Genomic DNA, 21,441 nt, shown 5'->3' on the forward strand with positions numbered 1-21,441 from the left:
GTTGTTCACGACTTCTGGGGGGAACCGCCCATGCGTCTGCTCGTCCATGCCACCGCCGCCGCCCTCGTCCTGGGCGGCCTCGCGCTGCCCGCGCGGGCGGCGACCGTCACGCACGCCTACGGATACGCCTGGGCCGACGGCAAGGGCAGTCTGCGGATCGTGCCCATGAAGCCCGCCAAGGTCCGGCGCGGCGGCAACGTGCTCTACAAGCTGACCCCGGTCCCGGGGGCCAAGGAGCTCAAGCTCGACTACACCCGCGCCGCCTACAGCCGGGTGACGACCGCCTGCGGCCTGAAGGAGACCGAGGGCCGGGTCGCGCTGGACCGCGACGGGCTGGGCCGTACGGCGTGCAAGCCGGCCCAGCTCACCGTGACCCTCCTGGAGGGCGCGGTCCCGCTGCGCGTGGAGTACCAGGACGGCAAGGCCGTCAAGGCGCAGGAGTTCCTGCTCGACGCCTGGCCGGAACCGCGTACCGCGCGCGGCACCGTCGAGCGGATCGACGACGCGACGGTCCTGTTCCGGACCGGCGGCCGGCAGGTCAAGCTGGGCTACACGTACATGACGTCCTTCTACCGGGCCACGGCCCGCTGCGGCGACCGGTGGGTGTCGGGCAGGCCGTCCGGCGTCGACAAGCGCGGGCTCGGCACGAAGCCCTGCGAGGCGGCCGACCTCACCAAGGCGCTCAAGGGCGCCGGGCGTGCCGTCCAGGTCGAGGTCAGTTATACGCCTGACGCGAACAGCGCCGTCGAGGTGTGGGAAGTGGCCCGGCGTCCGTAGACGGGCGGGGGCCGGTTGGGGTTAGCGTGGAAGCGTGATGGCCTTCCGCTACGGCGAATACCACGACGGCCCCGACCCCCTGGCCCCTCCCTATGACGTACGCGCGGCCCTCGACGAGATGGGCGACGCGATCCTGTCCGGTTCGACGCCGGTCCACGCGCTGCGCGACCTGCTCAAGCGCGGTCTGCCCGGCAGCCAGGACCGGCGGGGGCTCGACGACATGCTCCGGGAGGTCCGCAGGCGGCGCAGGGACCTGCGCGAGCGCGGGCGGCTCGACGGCACCCTTGAGCGGGCGCGGGCCCTGCTGGACAAGGCGATCGGTCAGGAGCGGGCCGAGTTGTTCCCCGACCCGTCCGACGACGCGCGGCTGCGCGAGGCCGGGCTCGACGGGCTGCCCGAGGACACCGCGAGCGCCATCCAGGAGCTGAGCACGTACGAGTGGCGCTCGGCGGCGGCGCGGCAGACGTTCGAGGAGCTGCGCGACCTGCTGCGGCGCGAGGTGCTCGACAGCCAGTTCAGGGGGCTGCGGGACGCACTGGCCAACCCCGACCCCGAGGCCATGGAACGCGTCCGGCAGATGATGTCCGACCTGAACGACATGCTGGACAAGGACACCCGCGGCGAGCACACCCAACACGACTTCGACGCCTTCATGGCGAAATATGGCGACCTGTTCCCGGAGAAGCCGCGCAACCTTGAGGAACTCATCGACATGCTGGCCCGCCGGGCCGCCGCGAGCCAGCGCATGCTGGCCTCGATGACCCCCCGCCAGCGCGAGGAGCTGTCCGGGCTCATCAACCAGACCCTCGACCAGGCCGGCCTGTCCGAGCAGATGCGCCGCCTCGGCGAGGCCCTCCACTCCCGCCGTCCCGACCTGGCCTGGAACGACCCCGAGCGGCTGACCGGCGACGAGCCTCTGGCCATGGGCGACGCCGTCACCGCCCTGGAGGAGCTGGCCGACCTCACCCAGCTGGAGACCGCCCTGCGCCAGGACTACCCGGGCGCGCGGCTCGACGACATCGACGAGGCCGCCGTACGCCGGGCACTCGGCCGGGCGGCCGTCGACGACCTGGAGGCGCTCAAGCGCATCGAACGGGAGCTGGAGGAGCAGGGCTACCTGCTGCGCCGCCGCGGCAAGCTGGAGCTGACCCCCAAGGCGGTCCGGCGGCTGGGCGAGACCGCGCTGCGGCGGGTGTTCTCCTCCCTCGACGCGGGCCGGCGCGGCGACCACGACCAGCACGACGCGGGTTCGGCCGGCGAGCTGACGGGCTCCACCCGGCCGTGGCGCTTCGGCGACGAGCAGCCGATCGACGTGGTCCGCACGCTGGTCAACGGCGTGCGCAGCGGCGGCCTGGCGACCACGACGCAGGGCGGGCGGGCCCGCGTACGGCTGTCCGTCGACGACTTCGAGGTCGCCGAGACCGAACGCCGCAGCGCCGCAGCGGTGTGCCTGCTGGTCGACCTGTCGTACTCGATGGCCCTGCGCGGCACGTGGGCCGCGGCCAAGCAGACCGCGCTGGCCCTCCAGGCGCTGGTGGCCTCCAAGTTCCCGCAGGACGCCGTGCAGATCATCGGCTTCTCCAACTACGCCAGGGTCCTCCAGCCCGACGAGCTGGCCGGCCTCGACTGGGACATGGTCCAGGGCACCAACCTGCACCACGCCCTCCTGATCGCGGGCCGCCACCTCGACCGCCACCCCGACTTCGAGCCGGTGGTGCTGGTGGTCACCGACGGCGAGCCGACCGCCCACCTGATGCGCAACGGCAGGTCGGCCTTCGAGTGGCCGCCCTCGCACGAGACGCTTGAGCTGACGTTGTCCGAGGTCGACAAGATGACCCGGCGGCGGGCCACGATCAACGTCTTCATGCTGGCGGCCGACGACCGGCTGAAGGAGTTCGTGGACGAGGTCGCCCGCAGGAACGGCGGCCGCGTCTTCTCCCCGAGCGCCGACCGGCTCGGCGAGTACGTCGTCAGCGACTTCCTCCGCCTGCGCCGCTCCCGCTGACGCCCGGACGCCGGCCTGCGAGAACCAGGCCGGCGTTCCCGACCGGTGGACGCGACCTGGACGCGACCGGTGGACGCGACCGGGGCCGGTCAGGCCTCGATCAGGCGGGCGTAGAAGTCGAGGGCGACGTCGAACCCGTCGCGGCAGTTGCGGTGGGACCGGTAGCAGGGCCGCCAGGCCGAGCTGGCCCCCACCCCCGCCCTGGCGTCGCTGAGAGCCGTGGGAACACGCTCCGGCCGGGGCAGCAGCCCGTGGCCCAGGTAACGCACCCCGGTGAGCTCGGCGTGCGCGCCGGGACCGCCGGAGACGAAACGGCCGAGCCGCCAGCCGCTCTCCTCGTCCCACACCAGCGCGTGGCCGTCGGCCAGCTTGACCGTGGCGTCACGCGGATCGCAGGGGCCTTCCCACCAGTCGGCCACCTCGGCTCCGAGCAGGTCGACGACGCGCTCCACATAGCCCACCGGCTGTTGCAGCCACTCGTCGGTGTACGGCTCGACGTGCCTGATGGCCACGTACGGCACCCCCTTGTGCCCTAAGGGTAAGAAAAAAGCGACGGTTCCCAACCATACCCGTGGCGAACTTATTCCGTTGCACGTCCGTCTAGTCATTACGGACGATATTCACGTCCAACACGGGGAAGGAGGAGAGCCCATGATTGCCACGATCCTGTTGATCATCCTGATGGCCGTCGCGGTGGCGGCCACGGAGCTCATCATGCGTTGCTCCTCGAAGGTTAAAGAGAGTGTCGAACCGCCGACCGAGATCGTCGGGGACTAGTCTCAGGCGCATGTCCCTGCTTCTCTGGCTGCACATCGGCTTCGCCATCTTCACGATCGGCCCGCTGACCGCCGCGACGATGGCGGCTCCCCGGGCCATCCGCAACAAGAACGTGCCCGTTCTGCGGAACATCCAGCGCACGACGCGGATCTACGGCCTCGCCTGTCTGGGGGTGCTGGTGTTCGGGGTGGCCGTGGGCATCGCCGTCGGGAACGGCGTGCTCGGCCTGTGGTACATGACGGCGTCGATGACGCTGTTCATCGTGGCGATCGTGTTGCTGGTCATCATCGACCGCGACCTGCGCACCGCCGTCCGCGTCCTTGAGAGCGAGGACGCGGGCGACGACGCGCAGGTGCAGCTCGGCCGGATCGCGGCGATCAGCGGCCTGCTGGCCGTGATCTGGCTGGTGATCCTCTTCCTGATGGTGGTCCCGACGCCTTAGGCGAGGGCCTGCCTGAGGTCGGCGAGCAGGTCGTCGATCGTCTCGATGCCGACCGACAGCCGCACGAGGTCGCTCGGCACCTCCAGCGGCGAGCCGGCCGCCGAGGCGTGCGTCATCCTGCCGGGGTGCTCGATCAGCGACTCGACGCCGCCCAGCGACTCGCCGAGCGTGAACAGCTTGGCCCGGTCGCACACCTGCACGGCCTCCGCCTCGCCGCCCGCGACGCGGAAGGACACCATGCCGCCGAAGCGCCGCATCTGCTTGCCGGCCACCTCGTGGCCGGCGTGCTCGGACAGGCCCGGGTAGAGCACCTGGGTCACGCGCGGGTGCGCGAGCAGCAGGTCGACAACGCGTTCGGCGTTGTCGCAGTGGCGGTCCATGCGCACGCCGAGGGTCTTGAGACCGCGCAGCGTCAGCCAGGCGTCGAACGGCCCGGCCACCGCGCCCATCGCGTTCTGGTGGTAGGCCAGCTCGTCGCCGAGGTCCTTGTCGCCCGCGACCAGCGCGCCGCCGACGACGTCGGAGTGGCCGCCGATGTACTTGGTCGTGGAGTGCACGACCACGTCGGCCCCGAGCGCGAGCGGCTGCTGCAGGTACGGCGAGGCGAAGGTGTTGTCCACGACCAGCAGCGCGCCGCTCTCGTGGGCCAGCTCGGCCAGGGCGGCGATGTCGGCGATGCCGAGCAGCGGGTTGGTCGGCGTCTCGACCCAGACGATCTTCGTCTTCTGCGTCATGGCGGAGGCCACCGCGTCGAGGTCGTGCAGCGGGACCGGGTCGTAGTGCAGGCCCCAGCGCTCGTGCACCTTGGCGAACAGCCGGTACGTGCCGCCGTAGGCGTCGTTGGGGATGATCACGTGGTCCTGCGGCTTGCACACCGTACGCAGCAGGGTGTCCTCGGCGGCCAGGCCCGAGGCGAAGGCCAGCCCGCGCGCGCCGCCCTCCACGGCGGCCAGCGCCTCTTCCAGCGCCGTCCTCGTGGGGTTGGCCGAGCGGCTGTACTCATATCCCGAACGCAGGCCGCCCACGCCGTCCTGCTTGTAGGTGGACGTGGCGTAGATCGGCGGAACGACCGCGCCGGTCAGCGGGTCGGGCTCCTGACCTGCGTGAATCGCCAGGGTCTCAAAACCGTTGGTCATATGCCCCACGTTAACGGAAAGCGGCCCGCGATCCGTTCCCCAACGGACCGCGGGCCGAAGGCGGGGCCGTCCCCCGACTGCGCCCGCCCCGGGCCCGCACGCCATGCCGCGCGGGCCACGTTCACGAAGGCTCAGGCTGCCCTGGGCGTGCTCGCCGTCCCGGCCGGGACGGCCGGAGCGGGCGCGGCGCTGAGCCGTACGACCTCCACGTCGATGTGGCGGCCACTGCCGCCCTCCGCGTCCTCCCCGTTGATACGGGAGAGCAGCACCGGGTCGGCAAGCGCGAGCAGCGCCGTGACGACCAGTCCCAACCCCAGCAGAACGAACCCGATGACAACCATGTCCTGTCCCCCTTCCGATGTCTCCAAGCTTCGCCGACCGGCCCCCGCCGCCACCTCCGCTGAAGGGTTGGTCCACCGGCCGCGGGGTCGGCCGATCGGTTGATACGAGTTGTCCGACTTCCGGCCTACTCTCATGGCGTGGGGGATTCGAAGGGCATCGTGTACTGGGTACGGCGGCTGAGCGAGCTCGCGATGCTCGGCTGGCTCGGCATGATGCTGCTGCTCGACCTGGTCATCGCCGTGGGCGCCGGGGGGCTCCAGTGGCTCGTGCCGGGCTGCGGCGCGGCCGGGATCGCGGCCGTCGTGCTGCGCCGCCGCTACCGGGTCGAAGGCTTCTCCGCGGTGCTGGGGTTGTCCTTCGCCGTGTCGCTGGCCATCGGGTCGGTGGACGCGCCCGGCGTGCCCGGCATGGCGGAGACGGGGTCGCTGCTCATCCTCCTCATCGGCGTGCTGCGGCACGTGGAGCCGGTACGGCGGGCAGCGGTGCTGGCGTGCGCCGGGCTGATCGTGCTGATGGCCGAGTCGGCGGGGCGCGACTACCACTCGGCAGGACTGGCGTTCGCGTTCCTGCTGTTCGCGAGCTGGTCGATGGCCGCGGGCATCGGCGGCTACCTCCGCTTCCAGCAGGAACGCCGTACGGAGGCCGTCCACTCCGTACGGCGGGCCGAACGCCTCGAACTGGCCAGGGAGCTGCACGACCTGGTCGCGCACCACATCACCGGCATCGTCGTCCAGGCCCAGGCCGCGCGTACGGTCGCCGAGAACAAGCCCGAGGCGGTGCTGCCCGCGCTCGACGCGATCGCCACGGCCGGGTCGGAGGCGCTGACCTCGATGCGGCGGATGGTCACCGTGCTGCGCACCGAGGACGAGGCGGGCCGCAAACCCGGCACGACGCTGGCCGACCTGCGGATCCTGACCGAACGCTTCTCGGCCGAGGGGCCGAAGGTGGCGTTCGAGATCGGGCAGGGCCTCGACGACCACACGTTGCCGCCCGAGGTGATGACCACGCTGCACCGGGTCCTGCTGGAGTCGCTCACCAACGTGCGCAAGCACGCCACCCGGGCCGCCTGGGTGGAGGCCGATCTGCGGCGGTACGAGCGGGTCGTCGTGTTGCGGGTGCGCAACTTCGGCTCGGCCGCCTCAGATCCGCGGGTGTCCCGGCTGGGCGGCGGGTTCGGGCTGGTCGGCATGGCCGAGCGGGTGGAGGCGCTGGGCGGCCGGCTCTACGCGGGCCCGTCCCCCGAAGGCCCCTGGGAAGTGATCGCCGAGTTCCCCCTGCCCTGAGCCGACAGCCTGCGGGAGGTGGTCGCCGAGTTGCCCCTCACCTGAGGCGAAGGAGCGTTCGAAGTGTTGCTCGCCGAGGGCGGCGCGCAGTCTGGCGGTGATCCGGTCCACGTCGAGGCGTTCCCCGGCGGGCAGGGGCGCGCCGACGGACCGCCTGATCGCCGCCGCCGTCCCGAGTGTCCCGGCCGCCTCCTCCAGCCGCTCAGGGCCCGCGATCGACAACGCGCCCGCCAGCCCCTCCAGGGCCAGTGCGACGGCCCGCGGGTCGCCCGTCGCGCGGGCGCACCCGTACCCCTCGCGCTGGCGGGACAGCGCGGTCTCCGCGTCGCCGCGCTGCTCGGCCACGAACCCCCACTCGGCCATCACGAACGCCACCCCGGGCGTCCCGCGCACCTTCCGCAGCCAGTCGAGCGCCGGCAGCAGGTACGACTCCGCCTCCTCGTACCGCCCCTGCCTGCGGGCGCTCATGGCCAGCCCGAGCAGCGCGTTCTCCTCCGCCGCCCGGTACGCCTGCGCCACCGCCAGCCGCCTGGCCCGCCCGTGGTAGTCGTCGGAGCCCTCGTAGTCGCCCGCGAGCAGCGCGAGCCGCCCGAGCGCCGCCAGCTTGAACGACACGTCGAACCCCAGCCGCTCGGCCAGCCGCAACCCCTCGCGCCGCAGCCGGGCCGCCCGCTCGTAGTCGCCGCGGATCTCGGCCAGCCGGTCGAGGACGTCCATGGCCTCGACCTGCCCCCATTCGTCCCCCAGCTCCCGGAAGATCGCCAGGCCGCGTTCGCCGTCGCGTTCCATCGCCGCGAGCTCGCCGCGTCCCACGGCGAGCTTGGCCCGCAGGCACAGCGCCGCCGCCGTCCCCCACCGGCCCCCCAGCTCCTCGTACGCCTCCAGCGCCCGGCCCGCCGCCGCCCGGTGCGCCGCGTGGTCGCCGTACGCCCAGCGGGTGAAGCTCAGGAACCAGTCGGCCAGCGCGGCCCCCGCCCGGTCGAGCCCCGACCGGCGTACCGGCGGGGTGGGCTCGCCGAGCAGCAGCCCGATCCCGGCCAGCCACACCGAGGCCAGGGCCGCGGCGCTCTCCTCGCCGCCCGCCGCCAGCGCCGCCGCCAGCGACCTGCGGGCCTCGCGCAGCCTGCCGCGCAGGATCCAGTACCAGGCCAGCGCGTTGGCCAGGCGCAGGGCCTCGGGCCCGGACAGGGCCAGCCGGAGGTTGGCACTCTCGGCGTCCAGCCGGTCCAGCCACTCGTGCTGGCGCGGGCCGCGCAGCTCGGCGCGGGCGGCCAGCTCGGTGTAGTAGCGGGCGTGCCGTTCCCGCAGCAGGTCGTGCTCCCCGGCCTCGCGCAGCCGTTCGAGGCAGTAGGCGGTCACCGACTCCAGCAGCCGGTAGCGGGGACCGCGGGCCACCACGACCAGCGACCGGTCCACGAGCCTGGCCAGCACGTCGAGCACGTCCACGCCGGGCTCGGCGCAGACCGCCTCGGCGGCCTCCAGCGTGCAGCCGTCGGCGTGCACGGCCAGCCGCCGCAGCACGGCGCGCTCGTCGGCGGACAGCAGCTCCCAGCTCCAGTCGATGGTGGCCCGGAGCGTGCGCTGCCGGGCCGGGGCGTCCCGCATGCCGGCGCTGAGCAGCCTGAACCGGTCGTCCAGCCGGGCGGCCAGCTCCTGTACGCCGAGCGCGCGCACCCGCGTGGCGGCCAGCTCCAGGGCCAGCGGGATGCCGTCGAGCCGCCGGCAGATGACGCCCACGGTCGGGCCGGGCTCGACGTCCGCGCGGGCCGCGAAGAGCCGTACGGCGTCGGGTTCGGCCAGCGGGTGGACGACGCGGACCCGTTCGCCGGACACGCCCAGCGGCTCCTGGCTGGTGGCCAGCACGCGCAGGCCGGGCGCGGACCGCAGCAACACCGAGACCAGCGCGGCGACCTGCTCGACCAGATGCTCACAGTTGTCCAGCACCAGCAGCGCGTCCCGGCCCGCCAGCACCCCCGCCAGCCTGGACGGCAGCGGCACGGAGTCGTCGTCGCGCACGCCCAGCACGGCCGCCACCGCCTCGGCCACGTCCGCGGCCCCGGCCAGTTCCACCAGCCACACCCCGTCGGCGAACCCGCCCGTCCGGTCGCCGGGGACATCGGAGTCGTCGGGGAAGGCCAACCTGCGGGCCGCGGCGAGGGCGAGGCGGGTCTTGCCCACGCCGCCCGACCCCGTCAGCGTCACCAGCCGCGAGCCCGCCAGCAGGCCGATGACCTCGGCGAGGTCGGCGTCCCGGCCGATCAGCCCGGTGAGCGGGGCGGGCAGGTTGGAGGCGGACGGCGGCGGCAGGCTCAGCCCCGGGTCCTGGCGCAGGATGGCCCCGTGCAGCGCGGCCAGCTCCGGCGACGGGTCGAGCCCCAGTTCCTCGGCCAGCCGGACACGCAACTCCTCGTACGCGGCCAGCGCCTCGCTCTGCCTGCCGCCGCGGTACAGGGCCTTCATGTGCGAGGCGCGCAGCCGTTCGCGCAGGGGGTGCCGGGCGACCAGGGCGGCGAGGTCGACGTCCGCGCCGAGCGCCAGGCGTACCTCGGCCTGCTCCTCCAGGGCCGACAGGCGCAGTTCCTCCAGCAAGGCGATCTCGGGCCGGGCGAACTCCTCGTCGGCGAAGTCGGCGTAGGCCGGGCCGCGCCACAGCGCGAGCGCCTGGTCGAGCTCGCGGGCCCGCTCGCGCGGGGCGGCGCCGCGGCGGCCGGCGAGGGCGCGGAAGCGGGCGGCGTCGGAGTCGTGGGGGGCCAGCCGGTACCCGGCGGGGCCGCGCAGGACCGCGGCGGGGTCGCCGAGCGCGCGGCGGAGCTGGGAGACGCGGGCCTGGAGGGTGCCGACGGGGTTGCGGGTGGGCCGGTCGCCCCACAGGTCGTCGATCAGCCGGTCGGCGGAGACCGGGCCGCCGCCGGCCGCCAGCAGGCCGGCGAGGAGCGCGCGGACCTTGGGCTCGGCGACGTGGATCTCCGCGCCGTCGTCCGTCCACGCGGCCAGCGGGCCGAGCACCCCGAATCGCACCATGCATCACCTAACCCGTAGCGGGCCGTAAGGATTTCCGTAGAGGGGTGCCGCAGGCTCCCTGTCATGACTCAGGTGACAGTTGTGGGACTCGGCCCGATGGGGTCGAAGATGGCCGAGACGTTCCTCGGCGCCGGTTTCGACGTGGCCGTGTGGAACCGTACGGCGAGCAAGACAGAACCGCTGGTCGCCCGGGGCGCCAGGCACGCGGCCTCGGCCGCGGACGGCGACCTCCTGGTGATCAGCCAGATCGGCTACCAGGCCATGTACGACAGCCTCGGCGAGGCGAGGCTGGACGGGAAGGTGCTGGTCAACCTCAGCTCCGGCACCCCGGAGGAACTGCGCGCGGCGGCCCGCTGGGTGGCCGGGCGGGGCGGGACGCTGATCACCGCCGGGATCATGGTCCCGCCCCCGGGAATCGGGCAGCCGGGCGCCTACTCCTTCTACAGCGGCCCCAAGGACGTGCTCGACCGGCACGCCGCGACGCTGGAGTCCCTCGGCGGCATCACGTACGTGGGCGCCGACGAGGGCCTGGCGATGATGTACTACCAGTCGCTGCTGCTGATCTTCTGGTCGAGCCTGACCAGCCAGATGCACGCCATGGCGATGTTGCGCACGGCCGGGGTCTCCCCGCTGGAGTTCCTGCCGTTCGTCCGGGAGACCTTCACCCAGCTCGGCGGCGACGGCGTGATGGGCTTCGCCACGATCCTGGCCGAGGAGTTCGCCGCCGGGACCTACCCCGGCGAGCTGAACTCCCTGGACATGCAGCTCGCCGGCATCGGCCACGTCGTGCACGCGCTGCGCGAGGCCGGCGTCGAGAGCACGGTGCCGGACGCGCTGCGAAGGCTCTTCGAGCGCGCCGCCGCCGAGGGGCGGGGCCACGAGGGCCTCGGCACCGTGATCGAATCGATACGGAAGCCCTGATCAGTGGTTGGCGAGGAAGGCGAGCAGGTCCTGCCTGGTGATCAGCCCGGCGGGCTTGCCGTCCTCCAGCACGACCGCCGCGTCGGCCTTCTCCAGTGCCTCGACCGCGCGCGCGACGGGTTCGCCGCTGCCGATCGTGGGTAGCGGCGCCGACATGTGGTCGGAGATCGGGTCGTCCGAGGCGAGCCTGCCGTGGTAGAGGGCCTCCAGGAGGTCGCGCTCGACGATGGAGCCGATCACCTCGGCCGCCATGACGGGCGGCTCCTCCTTCATGACCGGAAGCTGGGACACCGAGTACTCGCGCATGATCGAGATGGCCGTGCCGACCGACTCGTGCGGGTGGGCGTGCACGAACTCCGGCAGTCCTGGCCCCTTGCGCGCCAGTACGTCGCCGACCAGGCCCTCGTCCGAGCTCGTCGTCAGGAAGCCGTAGTCGGCCATCCAGTCGTCGTTGAAGATCTTCGACAGGTAGCCGCGGCCGCCGTCGGGCAGCAGCACGACCACCACGTCGTCGGGCCCCGCGTTGGCCGCCACCTGCAGCGCCGCCACCACGGCCATGCCGCACGAGCCGCCGACGAGCAGCCCCTCCTCGCGGGCGAGCCGGCGGGTCATGGTGAAGGAGTCCTTGTCGGACACCGCGATGATCTCGTCGCAGATCCCGGTGTCGTACGTGGCCGGCCAGATGTCCTCACCCACGCCCTCGACCAGGTACGGCCGGCCGGAGCCCCCGGAGTAGACCGAGCCCTCGGGGTCGGCCCCGATGATCTTCACCCTGCCGCCGGAGACCTCCTTGAGGTAGCGGCCGGTGCCGCTGATCGTGCCGCCGGTGCCGATGCCCGCCACGAAGTGCGTGATGCGGCCGTCGGTCTGCTCCCACAGCTCGGGACCGGTCGAGTGGTAGTGGGAGTCGGGGTTGTTGACGTTGGAGTACTGGTCGGGCTTCCAGGCGTTGGGGATCTCCCGGGCCAGCCGGTCGGAGACCGAGTAGTAGGACTCCGGGTGGTCGGGCGAGACGGCGGTCGGGCAGACCACGACCTCGGCCCCGTACGCGCGCAGCACCGCGATCTTGTCCTGGGCCACCTTGTCGGGCACCACGAACAGGCACCGGTAGCCCTTCTGCTGGGCCACGATGGCCAGGCCCACGCCGGTGTTGCCGGAGGTCGGCTCCACGATGACCCCGCCGGGCCGCAGCGCGCCCGAGGCTTCGGCGGCCTCGATCATGCGCACCGCGATGCGGTCCTTGACCGAGCCGCCGGGATTGAAGTATTCGACCTTGGCCAGCACCTGAGCGGAGATCCCCGCGGTGACCTTGTGCAGCCGGACGAGCGGAGTGTTCCCCATGAGGTCGACCAGGGAATCGTAAACGCGCACCGAGGTGTTCACCTTCTTTGCCGAAGCTTGATCAGCTTGCCCGAGGCCGAGATCCATTGGGGGTGGCAGGCCCTCGGCTAGTTTTCAAGCAAACGCTACCGCCGAGTTCGACCGGGAGGGCACTACGTGGTCTGGGCAGCAGGCATGGCACGTGCGGCCAGAAGGATCGCCATGGCGGCCGCGCTCGGCGGCGGCGGGCTGACGGCTCTCGGAGCCACGGCGTACGGCCTGCTGATCGCCGAAGGACTGCTCGCGCGCAAGGCCATCGGCCGCCCCCACGGTCTGGACGGACCGCCCTCCGACGGCGTCTACGGCGATTTTCCCGGAATCCCCCTCAAACTGGCCATGCTCGGCGATTCCACATCGGTGGGCCTGGGCATGACCGATCCCAGCCACACGCCCGCCGTGCTGCTCGCCAACGGCGTGGCCGCGGTGGCCGAGCGCCCGGTGCACCTGCTCGTGGCGGGCAAGTCGGGCGCCCCCTCGGCGGAGCTGGGCGAGCAGGTGGACGCCGCCCTGGCCCTGCGCCCCGACGTGGCGGTGATCTTCGTGGGGGCCAACGACATCATCACGCAGACGTCGCCGGCCACCGCCGTGCGTCACCTGGCCAAGGCGGTGCGGCGGCTGCGCGAGGCGGGCGTCGAGGTGGTCGTCGGCACCTGCCCCGACCTCGGCACGGTGCGGCCCATCGCCCAGCCTCTGCGCTGGGTCACCCGGCGGTGGAGCCGCCAGCTCGCCGCCGCCCAGACCGTCGCCGTCGTGGACGCGGGCGGCCGTACGGTGGCGTTCGCCGACGTTCTGGGCCCGGAATTCGATACGAATCCGACAGAAATGTTCGGACCGGATCGTTTCCATCCATCTGACCGAGGTTACGCGCAGGCCGCTTACGCGGTGCTACCGTCGGTGTGCGCTGCGTTGGGGCTGTGGCCTGAGCCGCGACCCGCGCGGGGCGAAGGACTCCAACCGATCTATCTTGCGGCGGCAACGGCCGCGGAGGAGCCCGGCACCGAGGTCACCGCGACCCGGGTCGACGGACGGGCGACGGGCCTGCACGGCAAATGGGCCACGCTGTTCCGCCGACGGCTCGGCGAGACGCCTTCCGACGCTTAGCGCGTCCGGCGGGTGGCTCGACCACGCCTGATCACGGTCACCCTCCGAGCCTGAGCCGTCACTCCACGTCCTCTTTGGAGTGAATTGTCTGTGCTCCGGCCCCTCACGAAACCTTCTCTGGCCCTCGCGGGCATCCTCGCCCTGGCGGCCTGCTCCGACAGCGACGCCGCCACGGCGAACTTCCCCTCCTGGCAGAACACCCAGGTCAACGCGGTCAGCCGGATCGTGTCCGCGGCCGGCGTGGTCACCACGACCTCCATGAAGCCCGACGGCACGCTGGAGACCGTGGCGCTCGGCCGCGACGACGGGCGCCGCCTGTGGGCCTACCCGGCCACCATGGCCGGCCGCCTGCCCGGCATGGGCGTCCCGGCCCCCGCGATCGTGGAGACGACCAAGGGCCAGGGGGTGATCGTGGCGCTCGACCCGGCCAGGAAGGGCCGCTGGAACGCCACCCTCGTCGCCCGCGACGCCCGGTCCGGGGTGCAGAAGTGGTCCAGGCCGATGCACTCCACGTTCGGCCCGCAGCGCTGCGGGCCCTACCTGTGCCTGTCCGAGCACACGGCCCTGACCCACGCCCGCATGGTGGTGCTCGACCCGGCCACGGGCCGGGTGATGTGGCGGCTGCCCGGTATCTCCGAGGTCGAGTGGTCCGACGCCGAGCGGGTCCTGCTGCTGCGGATGGCCGCCAACCCCATGATCGAGTCGTACGACGTCAAGACCGGCAAGCTCCAGTGGCAGCAGCCGATCGAGCAGGCGCTCGGGCCGGGCATCGACCTGTCGGGCGGATGGGCGTTCGGCTCGACCGGCGACAACCTGGTCGGCTACGTCGCCCCCTACACCAACCCCCAGACCAAACAGGTCTCCACCTTCGGGCTGTTCTCCATCAGGATCGGCGACGGCACGGTCAACTGGATGCGTCCCTCGGTCGTACGCGTCTATCCCAGCGGCAGCCCCGGCTACGCGCCCGTCGTCCGGCCGGTCGACCGCCGGGGCGCCTACGGCGGGTTCGCCAGGCTCGACTCCGAGACCGGCCGGGTGGTCGGCCAGATCACCGCCGCCGACGTGCCGGGCTCGGGCTGGTGGCTGGCCTTCCCCGACCGGATGGACAAACTGGGCTTCCTCAAGCACGACGCCAAGGGCAGCGCCTTCAACCTGGCCTCCGGCAAGGCGGCGCGGGTGGACGAGGAGCGCGGCTGGTCCTTCTGCGTCACCGACCCCAAGCCGCTCCCGCTGCGCGCCCAGGCCCCCGGCTTCTACTCCACGGCCGCCATCTGCGAGTACGACCTGGCCACCGGCAAGCGGGTCTCGCCGATGAGCGCCCCGCCCCCGTGGTTCACCGGCAGCCAGGACGGCTGGCGCCTGTGGCGGGACGAGAAGGGCGCCGTGCACGCCGTCAACGACCACACCGCCACCGCGCCCGGCATGTACGGCTGACGCCGGCCCCCCAGGCGCTTGCGAGGAGGACTGGAATATAGTTCTAATATCAGCGCCGGACACAAGGAGGGGCCATGCCCGAGGCAGTCATCGTCGCAACCGCGCGTTCCCCGATCGGACGAGCCTTCAAGGGGTCGCTCAAGGACATCCGTCCCGACGATCTGACCGTACAGATGATCCAGGCGGCGCTGGCCAAGGTGCCCCAGCTCGATCCGAACACGATCGACGACCTCATGCTCGGCTGCGGCCTGCCGGGCGGCGAGCAGGGCTTCAACATGGCCCGGGTGGTGGCGGTCCTGCTCGGGCTCGACACCGTGCCCGGCACGACCGTCACCCGCTACTGCTCCTCCTCGTTGCAGACGACGCGGATGGCCTTCCACGCGATCAAGGCGGGTGAGGGTGACGTGTTCGTCTCGGCCGGCGTCGAGACCGTCTCCCGCTTCGCCAAGGGCAACTCCGACTCGCTGCCCGACACCCACAACCCGCTCTTCCTCGACGCGCTCGCCCGTACGAAGAAGGCGGCCGAGGGCGGCCGGACGTGGCACGACCCGCGCGCGGACGGCGCCGTGCCCGACATCTACATCGCCATGGGCCAGACCGCCGAGAACCTGGCCCAGCTCAAGGGCGTCAGCCGCCGCGAGCAGGACGAGTTCGGCGTACGCTCCCAGAACCTGGCCGAGAAGGCGCTGGCCGACGGGTTCTGGCAGAAGGACATCACGCCCGTCACGCTCCCCGACGGCACCGTGGTCAGCAAGGACGACGGCCCCCGGGCCGGCACCACGTACGAGGGGGTGGCCGGGCTGAAGCCGGTGTTCCGCCCCGACGGCACGGTCACCGCCGGCAACTGCTGCCCGCTCAACGACGGCGCGGCGGCCGTGATCATCATGAGCGACGTCAAGGCGGCCGAGCTGGGCATCACGCCGCTGGCCAGGATCGTCAGCACCGGCGTCAGCGGGCTCTCGCCCGAGATCATGGGCCTCGGGCCGGTGGAGGCCTCGAAGCAGGCGCTGTCGCGGGCCGGGATGGCGATCGAGGACGTCGACCTCGTGGAGATCAACGAGGCGTTCGCGGCGCAGGTGATCCCGTCGTACCAGGACCTCGGGATCGAGCTCGACCGGCTCAACGTCAACGGCGGGGCCATCGCCGTGGGGCACCCGTTCGGGATGACGGGGGCGCGCATCACCTCGACGCTGATCAACAGCCTGCGCCACCACGACAAGAGCATCGGCCTGGAGACGATGTGCGTGGGCGGCGGCCAGGGCATGGCGATGGTGCTGGAGCGCCTGTCCTAGACCGGTGCCGCGAGCGGCCAGGCGCGTCCGTACGGGCGTGCCGGGCCGCTCGTGTCGTTCCGGGTCAGCCCTGGCGGTCCGGGCCCGCCTGGAGCGGGGTGACGCGGACGATGACGCGGCGGTCGCGGACCATGGCCTCGCGGTAGGCGTCCCAGTCGGGGTGCTCGCCGGAGATGTCGCGGTAGTAGGCGACGAGCTGGTCCATCGCCTCCGGCAGCGAGACGATCTCGGCCGTGCCGTCCACCTGGAGCCACTCCCCGAAGAAGCCGTCGGCGAGGACGCAGAGGGAGACGTGGGGATCACGGCGGATGTTGTGCACCTTCATCGCCGTCTCGCGGGTGCTGATCACGATGTGACCGCCGGCCACGCCCGCCAGCACCGGTGACATCTGCGGGTGCCCTCCGCGACGACTGGTGAGCAGGACTGCGTGGTGGTTGGTCTCGATGAAGCCGAGTGCCTTGTCCAGATCCATGTGTTCATGATGACGCGCCCGTGCTCGACGCACGGGCGCGGGGATGTGGAAGGGCTCTACATTCGGGTACGGCGGTGCCGCTCGTGCTCCAGCACGATCGCGGCGGCGTAGCCGTGGGTCAGCCCGTGCTCGTCGGCGAGCCAGTTGGCCCGCTCGTCGCACCTCAGGAAAGCCGGGCCGTTGTCGATGGCTTGGAACCACTCGGGGAGTTCGCGTCCCGTTATCGTGGGGACCCTTGCGATGAGCTTCGTCTGCGTCTCCGGTGAGTGGTTCAAGGACATGGGCACCTCCGCGGATTAAGGTCCTTTGCTCGACACTGCAACACCGCGGTGCGAATGGCAACCCCTCGGCTCGGCATCATTCTGTGACGGCAGGTAGATTTCCGGTCGCACAAAGAGAGGGCCCCGCCGTGACGGCGAGGCCCCCTGGAGATGAACGGTCAGTCGTCGCCGGTGAAATAGCTGATGAAGCGCAGCACCTCAAGGTAGATCCAGACCAGGCTCAGCGTGAGGCCGAACGCGCACTGCCAGGCGAACTTCTCCGGAGCGCCCTGGCGCACGCCCTGCTCGATCGCATCGAAGTCGAGGAGCAGGAAGAAGCAGCCGACCAGGATCATGACGATGCTGAAGATCCAGCCGATCGGGCTGTCGGTGCGCAGGCCGAGCCCGACGCCGTTGAAGATCCCGACGATCAGGTTGACCAGCACCAGCCCGACCACCGCGATGGCGGCCGCCATGCCGAACTTGACCAGCTTGGGCGTGACGCGGACGACCCGCAGCGAGTAGACGGTCAGCACCGCGCCGAAGGCGAAGGCCGTGCCGAGCACCGCCTGAAGGACGATGCCGCTGATGGCCCCCTCGAAGACCTGGCTGATCTTGCCGAGGAACACGCCCTCGAACACCGCGTAGCCCAGGATGAGGGCCGGGTTGGCGCTCTGGGTGAACGAGGCGATCAGGCCGAGGATCAGGGCCACGACGGCGGCGCCGATGGCCACCCCCGGCGGCACGTTGAGCATCCAGGCCGCGGCGGCGGCCACGACCAGCGCGCCCAGGGTGAGGAAGCCCCGGACCACGACGTCGTCGAGGGTCATCGCCCGGTGGGCGGGCGGGGCGGGGGGTGCGTACGACGGGGCGTCGTACATGTTCCGCAGCGTGTCGGGCGACGGGGCCGGCCCGGCCCATCCCGCGTGCTGCTGACGCGACCTGCTGAAAACGGGGTTCTTGCTCTCCATCGCTGCCTCCTGTGGCGCCGAGCCTACGGGGCCTGGCGGCACCTAGGTCAACTCACGCTCAGATCGAAGTACGGGGGGACTTCGGCAGCGAGGACAACGAACGCGGTCCAGGGGAAGTTCCCAAGGTCACCGGGCCCGTGCCCGGGGGCCGCCGGGCCGGCCGCGAAGAAGTCCGGGGCGGCCAATTGAAACCGGGTTCTGTTGGGTTTCGTGATGAAAACGAAATCTTCCGGATGGCCCTCCACATCGGGTCTTCCCGGCAAACCACTGGAAGCATTGTGTGACGGGCTGACAACAGTAGTGAACCGGCGGATGCGACAAGACGCTTCACTCGGAGAAAACCCCAGGTCGGGGACACTTAAGAATGGTGCCCCCGGCGGGATTCGAACCCGCACTACAACCCTTTTAAGGGGTTTGCCTCTGCCATTGGGCTACGGGGGCGCCGCAATCATACGAAACGGACCATGCTTCCGAGGAGCACAACTTCGCATCAGGCGTCACAACTGTGAAGTCTGCGGTGAAGTGATAGGGCTCCCGGCACTCTGTCCAAGAAGAGTAGACCGTCCAGATGGTCCAGTTGGTGTTGAATGCAGCGGGCTTCGAAGGCGTCCGCCTCGATGATGACCGGCTCCCCCGTGCCCGGCAAATGCCCACGTACGGTGATACGTGTCGCCCGGCGTACGTCCGCCGTGAGCTCCGCGATGGACGCGCAGCCCTCGCGCCCGCCGTCCCAATGAGCGGCCCTCGTGAGCCGAGGGTTGATCAGGACGAGCTCTCCGGCCCACGACCGGGCACGGGGGTGGCTCCAGGCGTTGAAGGCGATCAGCCGCCAGCTCAGGCCGATCTGGGGGGCGGCCAGCCCGGTGACGGCGGTACGGCCGCGCAGGGTGGCGAGGAGATCGGCGGCGGCGGTCACCACCTCGGGGGCCGCCGGGTCCACCGGCTCGGCCTTGGCCGACAGGGCCGGGTGCGGGGCGCCGAGCACCTGCCGCGGGGTGCCCCTGGCGCCGCTCACAGCAGGTCCGGCTCGACGGGACGGAAGGTGATCTCCGAGTCGAGCCCGGCGCCGACGGCCGCCAGCCTGCGCATGAGGGCGGCGACGTCCACGTGCTTGGGCAGTTCGACGTCGGCGATGAGCACGTAGAGGCGGCCGGTGAGCCGGGTGCTCATGCCGGTGATGTTGCCCTTGTCGGCGGCGAGCACGGCGCTGACGGCCGAGATGATGCCCGGCCGGTCGGGGCCGTGCACGGTCAGGACGTAGCCGAGGCCGCCGCCGTCGTCGCAGAAGTGCCGCCGCGCCTCCACGGCCGAGGCGGAGACCACCAGGTCGGGGGCGCGCAGCCGTTTCATCAGCTCGGCGGGGTCCAGGTCGCCGGAGACCAGCAACATCATCGCCACGTGGCCGCCGAGCAGCGTCATGGTCGAGTCCTGGATGTTCGCCCCGCAGTCGGCGAGCGAACCGGTGACGGCGGCGATCACGCCGGGCCGGTCCACGCCGAGCACTGTCACCGCTGAGAGCCCCACCCCTGGTACCCCTTCCGCATCGCGTTCAGGAGTGCCGAAAACGCCCCGGCGATGTTCGCCGGGGCGCTGCCGTACCTGGGCTAGCGGCGGGTCGTCGCCACCGCGGCCCTGAAGCCGTCGCGCGGATGCTCCATCTCACCCAGCGAGATGGTCTCTCGCTTGAAGAACAGGGCCAGGGTCCAGTCGACGACGACGCGGACCTTGCGGTTCAGCGTCGGCACCCGCGACAGATGGTAAGTGCGGTGCATGAACCACGCAGGGAAACCGCGCAGCTTCACGCCATAGACATTGGCGACGCCTTGGTGCAGGCCCAGACCGGCGACCGATCCGACATATTTGTGGCGGTAATCGACCAGTTGCTCGCCACGCAGGTGACGGACGATGTTGTCGGCCAGCACCTTGGCCTGGCGTACGGCGTGCTGGGCGTTGGGCGCGCAGTACTGGCCGGGGTTCGTCACGTCGGGCACGCCCGCCGCGTCGCCGGCGGCGAAGGCGTCCCGGGTGCCGGCGACGGTCAGCGCGGCGGTGGCCTTGATCCGGCCGCGCTCGTCCAGGGGCAGGTCGCTGTCGTTGACCACCGGGCTCGGCTTGACGCCCGCGGTCCACACCAGGGTCTCGGCGTCGAACTCCGTGCCGTCGCTGAGCACGACGTGGCCGCCCTCGCACGACTCCAGCCTGGTGTCCAGCTTGACCTCGATGCCGCGCTCGCGGAGCTGCTCCAGCGTCCACTTGCCCATCTCGGGGCCCACCTCGGGCAGGACCCGGTTCGTGGCCTCGACGAGGACCCAGCGCAGGTCGGCCGGGCCGATGTTGCGGTAGTAGCGCGTGGAGTCCTTGGCCATGTCCTCCAGCTCGGCCAGCGCCTCCACGCCCGCGAAGCCGGCCCCGACCACGACGAACGTGAGCGCCCTGCGCCGCACCTCGGGGTCCTCGGTCGACTCGGCCACGTCGAGCAGGTGCAGGACGCGGTTGCGCAGCGCGATGGCCTCGCCGACGGTCTTGAACCCGATGCCGATGTCGGTCAGGCCGGGGATCGGCAGCGTACGCGAGATCGACCCGGCGGCCATCACGATCACGTCGTAGGCCACCTGGCGCGGCTCGCCCTCGGCGGGCTGGAAGGTGACGACGCGCTCGGCGTGGTCGACCTTGGTGACCGTGCCGTTGAGTATGCGCACCTTGGGCAGGATCCGGCGCAGCGGGGCCACCATGTGCCGGGGCGAGAGGTTACCCGCCGCCGCCTCCGGCAAGAACGGCTGGTAGGTCATGTAGGACTGGGGGTCGATGATCGTGATGCGCGCCTCGCCGCCGCGCAGCTCGCGGTGGAGTTTGCGTTGCAGTCTGAGCGCTGTGTACAGGCCGACGTACCCGCCGCCGACGATCAAGATGTGCTTGTTCATCCTGAGGCCCCATCCCTCGTGGAATGCTTGTGAAAGCATTCACAAGCTTACGTCCGGGCCTCTCGGAGAGTCCAATCCGGGGGTGGTGGGACACGTCACACGGCCAGTGACCTGGCCCTGAGGAAGACGTCGTCCAGCATTTGGGCGGTGACGCGGCCGGTGAAGGTGTTCTGCTGGCTCGGGTGGTAGCAGCCGATCAGGGTGACGGGGGCGGCGTCGTGGCGGACCTCCACCTCGACGCCGTGCCCGAAGGCGGGCCGCGTCCGGGGCAGCTCGTAGCCGGCGTCCCTGAGCGCGGGCCACATGGCCTGCCAGGCGAAGCCGCCGAGCGCCACCACCGCCCGTACGCTCGGCGCGACCAGCGCGATCTCCCGTGCCATCCACGGGAAGCAGGTGGCCTTCTCCTCGGGCGTGGGCTTGTTGGCCGGGGGCGCGCAGCGCACCGACGCGACGACCCTGGTGTCGATGAGCTCCTGGCCGTCGCCCGCGTACGTGCTGGTCTCCTTGGCCGCCAGGCCGCAGCGGTGGAGCGAGGCGAACAGCCAGTCGCCGCTGCGGTCGCCGGTGAAGATGCGGCCGGTCCTGTTGCCGCCGTGGGCCGCCGGCGCCAGGCCGACCAGCAACACCTTCGGCCGCTCGGCCCCCCACCCCGGGACGGGACGGCCCCAGTACGTCTCGTCCGCGAACGCGCGCCGCCTCACCCGCGCGACCTCCTCGCGCCACTCCACCAGACGCGGGCAGGCGCGGCAGACGGACTGCGCGGCCGTGAGCTCCGCGAGGGTGCTGCTGGTGGCGGCGAGGCGGCGCACGTCCGCGGGGTCATGGGCCACCGGCGTGTCAGGGGTGGCGGGGTCGCCGGGCCAGCCGGTGCCGGGAGGTACGAAGCTCATGACACCGATGGTGCCC

20 protein-coding genes, 1 tRNA gene and 1 pseudogene are annotated in these 21,441 nt (G+C 71.6%); 9 read left to right on the forward strand and 13 right to left on the reverse strand.

Features of this window, described 5'->3' with window-relative positions; all coding sequences use genetic code 11:
* The first annotated feature begins 30 nt into the window (after window positions 1-30).
* The gene (locus IEZ27_RS36340) at window positions 31-777 is read left to right on the forward strand and encodes a hypothetical protein (RefSeq protein ID WP_189651407.1); all 747 of its coding nucleotides are present in this window, start codon (window positions 31-33) and stop codon (window positions 775-777) included.
* A 37-nt stretch (window positions 778-814) separates the two neighbouring features.
* A complete protein-coding gene (locus tag IEZ27_RS36345) occupies window positions 815-2,782 on the forward strand; it encodes a vWA domain-containing protein (protein ID WP_189651461.1) in 1,968 nt (655 codons plus the stop codon).
* Between the two features lie 89 nt (window positions 2,783-2,871).
* On the opposite strand, the gene IEZ27_RS36350 is transcribed toward IEZ27_RS36345, so the two are convergent.
* Window positions 2,872-3,294: a DUF6292 family protein gene (locus IEZ27_RS36350; protein WP_229824666.1), complete on the reverse strand. Its 423-nt coding sequence runs from the start codon at window positions 3,292-3,294 to the stop codon at window positions 2,872-2,874.
* 139 nt (window positions 3,295-3,433) lie between these two features.
* On the opposite strand from IEZ27_RS36350, the gene IEZ27_RS55125 reads away from it, so the two are divergent.
* Together IEZ27_RS55125 and IEZ27_RS36355 are read left to right on the forward strand one after the other, a co-directional pair.
* Entirely contained in the window at window positions 3,434-3,559 is a 126-nt protein-coding gene (locus IEZ27_RS55125) for a hypothetical protein (protein ID WP_260477824.1), read from the forward strand.
* Between the two features lie 10 nt (window positions 3,560-3,569).
* A complete protein-coding gene (locus tag IEZ27_RS36355) occupies window positions 3,570-4,001 on the forward strand; it encodes a hypothetical protein (RefSeq protein ID WP_125636664.1) in 432 nt (143 codons plus the stop codon).
* On the opposite strand, the gene IEZ27_RS36360 is transcribed toward IEZ27_RS36355, so the two are convergent.
* The gene (locus IEZ27_RS36360; protein ID WP_189651408.1) at window positions 3,998-5,137 is read right to left on the reverse strand and encodes a cystathionine gamma-synthase; all 1,140 of its coding nucleotides are present in this window, start codon (window positions 5,135-5,137) and stop codon (window positions 3,998-4,000) included. The two genes, IEZ27_RS36355 and IEZ27_RS36360, sit on opposite strands and share 4 nt — an antisense overlap.
* Before the next feature lie 131 nt (window positions 5,138-5,268).
* Window positions 5,269-5,478, reverse strand: a complete 210-nt coding sequence (locus IEZ27_RS36365) for a hypothetical protein (RefSeq protein WP_189651409.1) — start codon at window positions 5,476-5,478, stop codon at window positions 5,269-5,271.
* A gap of 588 nt (window positions 5,479-6,066) precedes the next feature.
* Between IEZ27_RS36365 and IEZ27_RS54335 the strand changes: the two are divergent.
* Window positions 6,067-6,333 (forward strand): annotated as a pseudogene (locus IEZ27_RS54335) (histidine kinase); the annotation flags it as partial.
* 285 nt (window positions 6,334-6,618) lie between these two features.
* Here the strand turns inward: IEZ27_RS54335 and IEZ27_RS36375 are convergent.
* Window positions 6,619-9,783, reverse strand: a complete 3,165-nt coding sequence (locus tag IEZ27_RS36375; RefSeq protein WP_229824667.1) for a BTAD domain-containing putative transcriptional regulator — start codon at window positions 9,781-9,783, stop codon at window positions 6,619-6,621.
* A gap of 72 nt (window positions 9,784-9,855) precedes the next feature.
* Between IEZ27_RS36375 and IEZ27_RS36380 the strand changes: the two genes are divergently transcribed.
* Window positions 9,856-10,704, forward strand: coding sequence for an NAD(P)-dependent oxidoreductase (locus IEZ27_RS36380; protein WP_189651411.1), 849 nt, complete (start codon window positions 9,856-9,858; stop codon window positions 10,702-10,704).
* Here IEZ27_RS36380 and IEZ27_RS36385 read toward each other — a convergent pair whose 3' ends face one another.
* The gene (locus IEZ27_RS36385; protein WP_189651412.1) at window positions 10,705-12,075 is read right to left on the reverse strand and encodes a cystathionine beta-synthase; all 1,371 of its coding nucleotides are present in this window, start codon (window positions 12,073-12,075) and stop codon (window positions 10,705-10,707) included.
* 171 nt (window positions 12,076-12,246) lie between these two features.
* Between IEZ27_RS36385 and IEZ27_RS36390 the strand changes: the two genes are divergently transcribed.
* From IEZ27_RS36390 to IEZ27_RS36400, 3 genes are all read left to right on the forward strand, one after another.
* Window positions 12,247-13,185: an SGNH/GDSL hydrolase family protein gene (locus IEZ27_RS36390; RefSeq protein WP_229824668.1), complete on the forward strand. Its 939-nt coding sequence runs from the start codon at window positions 12,247-12,249 to the stop codon at window positions 13,183-13,185.
* Between the two features lie 90 nt (window positions 13,186-13,275).
* The gene (locus IEZ27_RS36395) at window positions 13,276-14,619 is read left to right on the forward strand and encodes a PQQ-binding-like beta-propeller repeat protein (protein ID WP_189651414.1); all 1,344 of its coding nucleotides are present in this window, start codon (window positions 13,276-13,278) and stop codon (window positions 14,617-14,619) included.
* A 74-nt stretch (window positions 14,620-14,693) separates the two neighbouring features.
* Complete coding sequence (locus IEZ27_RS36400; RefSeq protein ID WP_125636656.1) at window positions 14,694-15,911, forward strand: acetyl-CoA C-acetyltransferase; 1,218 nt, start codon at window positions 14,694-14,696, stop codon at window positions 15,909-15,911.
* Window positions 15,912-15,975: 64 nt separating this feature from the next.
* Here the strand turns inward: IEZ27_RS36400 and IEZ27_RS36405 are convergent, their stop codons facing one another.
* The 8 genes from IEZ27_RS36405 to IEZ27_RS36440 all read right to left on the reverse strand — a co-directional run bounded on the left by IEZ27_RS36405 (window position 15,976) and on the right by IEZ27_RS36440 (window position 21,425).
* Entirely contained in the window at window positions 15,976-16,383 is a 408-nt protein-coding gene (locus tag IEZ27_RS36405; protein WP_125636655.1) for a PPOX class F420-dependent oxidoreductase, read from the reverse strand.
* A 56-nt stretch (window positions 16,384-16,439) separates the two neighbouring features.
* The gene (locus tag IEZ27_RS36410; RefSeq protein WP_189651415.1) at window positions 16,440-16,664 is read right to left on the reverse strand and encodes a DUF4287 domain-containing protein; all 225 of its coding nucleotides are present in this window, start codon (window positions 16,662-16,664) and stop codon (window positions 16,440-16,442) included.
* Window positions 16,665-16,822: 158 nt separating this feature from the next.
* The gene (locus IEZ27_RS36415; RefSeq protein ID WP_125636653.1) at window positions 16,823-17,614 is read right to left on the reverse strand and encodes a Bax inhibitor-1/YccA family protein; all 792 of its coding nucleotides are present in this window, start codon (window positions 17,612-17,614) and stop codon (window positions 16,823-16,825) included.
* Window positions 17,615-17,979: 365 nt separating this feature from the next.
* Window positions 17,980-18,055 (reverse strand) — tRNA-Leu (locus tag IEZ27_RS36420).
* A 49-nt stretch (window positions 18,056-18,104) separates the two neighbouring features.
* Complete coding sequence (locus IEZ27_RS36425) at window positions 18,105-18,629, reverse strand: peptide deformylase (RefSeq protein WP_189651416.1); 525 nt, start codon at window positions 18,627-18,629, stop codon at window positions 18,105-18,107.
* The gene (locus tag IEZ27_RS36430; RefSeq protein WP_125636651.1) at window positions 18,626-19,138 is read right to left on the reverse strand and encodes a glycine cleavage system protein R; all 513 of its coding nucleotides are present in this window, start codon (window positions 19,136-19,138) and stop codon (window positions 18,626-18,628) included. The genes IEZ27_RS36425 and IEZ27_RS36430 overlap by 4 nt, the downstream gene beginning before the upstream one ends.
* Before the next feature lie 80 nt (window positions 19,139-19,218).
* Window positions 19,219-20,535, reverse strand: coding sequence for an NAD(P)/FAD-dependent oxidoreductase (locus IEZ27_RS36435; RefSeq protein ID WP_125636650.1), 1,317 nt, complete (start codon window positions 20,533-20,535; stop codon window positions 19,219-19,221).
* A 95-nt stretch (window positions 20,536-20,630) separates the two neighbouring features.
* Window positions 20,631-21,425: a uracil-DNA glycosylase gene (locus tag IEZ27_RS36440; protein WP_189651417.1), complete on the reverse strand. Its 795-nt coding sequence runs from the start codon at window positions 21,423-21,425 to the stop codon at window positions 20,631-20,633.
* Between the last annotated feature and the right edge of the window lie 16 nt (window positions 21,426-21,441).

This window comes from Nonomuraea spiralis, from assembly GCF_014648435.1.
Classification (GTDB): Bacteria; Actinomycetota; Actinomycetes; order Streptosporangiales; family Streptosporangiaceae; genus Nonomuraea; species Nonomuraea spiralis.